Origin of the sequence: Protofrankia sp. Cr1 (genome assembly GCF_963555865.1) — a bacterium.
Taxonomy (GTDB): Bacteria; Actinomycetota; Actinomycetes; order Frankiales; family Frankiaceae; genus Protofrankia.
Genome location: NZ_CAUVXO010000256.1, coordinates 1 through 2,364, shown reverse-complemented (window position 1 = coordinate 2,364; position 2,364 = coordinate 1). Strand labels below are relative to the sequence as shown.

Here is a 2,364-nt window from a genome sequence, read left to right as displayed (position 1 = left end):
GCCACGCTGCCGAACGAACGGCTCATGGCCGAGGAATTCGGGGTAGGCCGGACAACGATCCGGGAGGCGTTGCGCCTGCTGGAAACCCAGGGCGTCATCCGGATCAAACCAGGACCGGGAGGCGGGCCCCAGGTTCGCCGCCCCCGCCCCGACGACCTCGTCGGCGCGATGACCCTGATCCTGCAGTTCCTCGGAGCGACACTCGACGAGGTCGCGGTCACCAGGGAAATCATCGAAACGGCGGTCACGGCAATGGCCGCCGAACACGCGACGCCCGACGACCTCGCCGGCCTGCAACAGACCATCGACACGATGCGGGCCAACCTCACCGACGACGCCGTGTTCTACCCCCAGAACGACGCCTTCCACGCCCAGCTCGCCCGAGCCTGCGGCAACACCGTCCTGCTGGTCATCGCCGAAACACTGGAACGGATGACCGCGAACACCAGCACCGAGGTCGAATACCCCGCGCGCACCCGGGCCCGCATCGCCGACGCCCACCAACGGATCGTCGACGCGCTCCAGGACCGCGACATCCGCGGCGCAGCCGACGAAGCGGACGAGCACATGGGCGAGTTCCGCCGCTACGCCCGCCGGCACTACCCCCACCTACTCAACGAACCCGTCCGCTGGACCTCCAACGACCGCTAACCGCCGGCCGGCCACCCGCTGCCCGTAAGAGGTCGCGGGTGGTACCAGCTGTTCTTCACCCTCACCAACAAGCTGTCCTTCCACGGTGCGCTGGCCAGGCCGATCCTGGACACCGACTACATGACCTACGCGCAGTGGATCAGCGAGACCAACCTCCACGCCGTCGAAACCATCGCCGAATACCTGGGCGGACCGGCGGTGGCTGCGCCACAAGTACTGGACGAACCTCGACGACACCCTCCCCTCGGAGATCGCCCGGAAGAACATGCGGCTCTGCATGATCGAAGAACCGGTCCGGTTGAAATATCCGCACGTCCAGTTGACGTCACGGCGCTACGGGCTTCGGATACCGCGCGGAGGGAAAAGGTAGTCGGGTCTGTCAATCTAACGGCTCTGCCAAGATTCCGGTTTGCGCCACGAGGCGCTGGTGCGCCGTGAGGCGCTGAGGATCGAAGGACGTGCGAGACCTCCTCGCTGGGCTGTCGCAGCAGTCCGGTGGGAGCTGAGCGCAGTCTGACCCGGGAGACGCCGGGGAGGGTGGGAGCAGCCCTGACAAAGCCGGGACGTGTCAGCACCGCCAGATGGCGCGGGTCCGGCGAGCGAGACGGAGAGGAGTACGCGAGGAACCGGCGTTTACGTCCCTCAACCTTGGCACCAGCTCCAACCTGGTGGATATGGGCCGGACGCAGTGCGTCCCTCTGTTTACCGTTACGGAGAGAACTCCGGTGAGGTTTACAGAAGCTGACCCGGAGGCCATGGGGAAGGTCTGCGGCGTACCCATGGCGAAGCTGCTGGGACACAGCCGGGCTCCTACTCCGACAAACGAAGCACAGTGAACGTGGGAACCACCTCGCACGGGTTCCCGGCCGGGTAGGCAGCCAGCCGTCCGTCCGGGATAGGCGCACCGACTGCCGAACCGGTGAGGTGGGGCAGAGCCGCCGTATTACTCCGAGCCAGGGAGAGCCTGTGCACATGGGGAAGGGCGGCAGCGGTATCGAGAAGGGATGGATACTGTGATGCCGGAAGATGCACCGCCGAATGGCGGTGCGCCGTGCGAGGGCGACCGTGAGGTCGCGCTCGTGCGGGTATCGGGGCCTTCACCGTTGGGCGGCGGTTGATCCTAGCCGCCGGTTCGATGACCTGTTCAACTTCGTGTATGACCCGGCGACGCTGATCGTGGCGTTTACCCGGGTCGCGGGCAACCAGGGTGCCCGGACCGCCGGGATCGACGGCCTGAAGGTCGCCGATATCCACGAAGCCGGGGTGCCCGGATTCCTGAACGACCTGCGTGCCCAACTGAAAGGAGGAAAGTTCCGGCCGTTGCCGGTACGGGAGCGCATGATCCCGAAGCCGGGCGGTTCGGGGAAGGTCAGGCGGCTGGGAATTTCGACGGTCGCAGACCGGGTCGTTCAGGCCGCGCTGAAACTGGTGCTGGAGCCGATCTTCGAGGCTGACTTTGAGCCCGTGTCGTATGGCTTCCGGCCCCGGAGGCGGGCTCAGGACGCGGTGGCCGAGATCCACTTCTACGGAACCCGGGGTTATCACTGGGTACTGGACGCGGACATCGAGGCATGCTTCGACGAAATCGGGCATATCGCTTTGATGGACCGGGTCCGGCGGCGGGTCAAGGACAAACGAGTCCTGGCGCTGGTCAAGGCGTTCCTGAAGGCCGGGGTCCTCACGGAACTTGGCGAAAACAGAGAGACGCACACC

At 65.9% G+C, this 2,364-nt stretch carries 1 protein-coding gene and 1 pseudogene; both read left to right on the top strand.

Annotation, left to right across the window (positions count from 1 at the left end):
- On the top strand, positions 1 to 651 hold a 651-nt coding region (locus tag U9980_RS18140; RefSeq protein ID WP_322769009.1), incomplete at its 5' end, for a FadR/GntR family transcriptional regulator.
- A gap of 1,016 nt (positions 652 to 1,667) precedes the next feature.
- A pseudogene (locus U9980_RS18135) lies at positions 1,668 to 2,364 on the top strand (reverse transcriptase domain-containing protein); the annotation flags it as partial.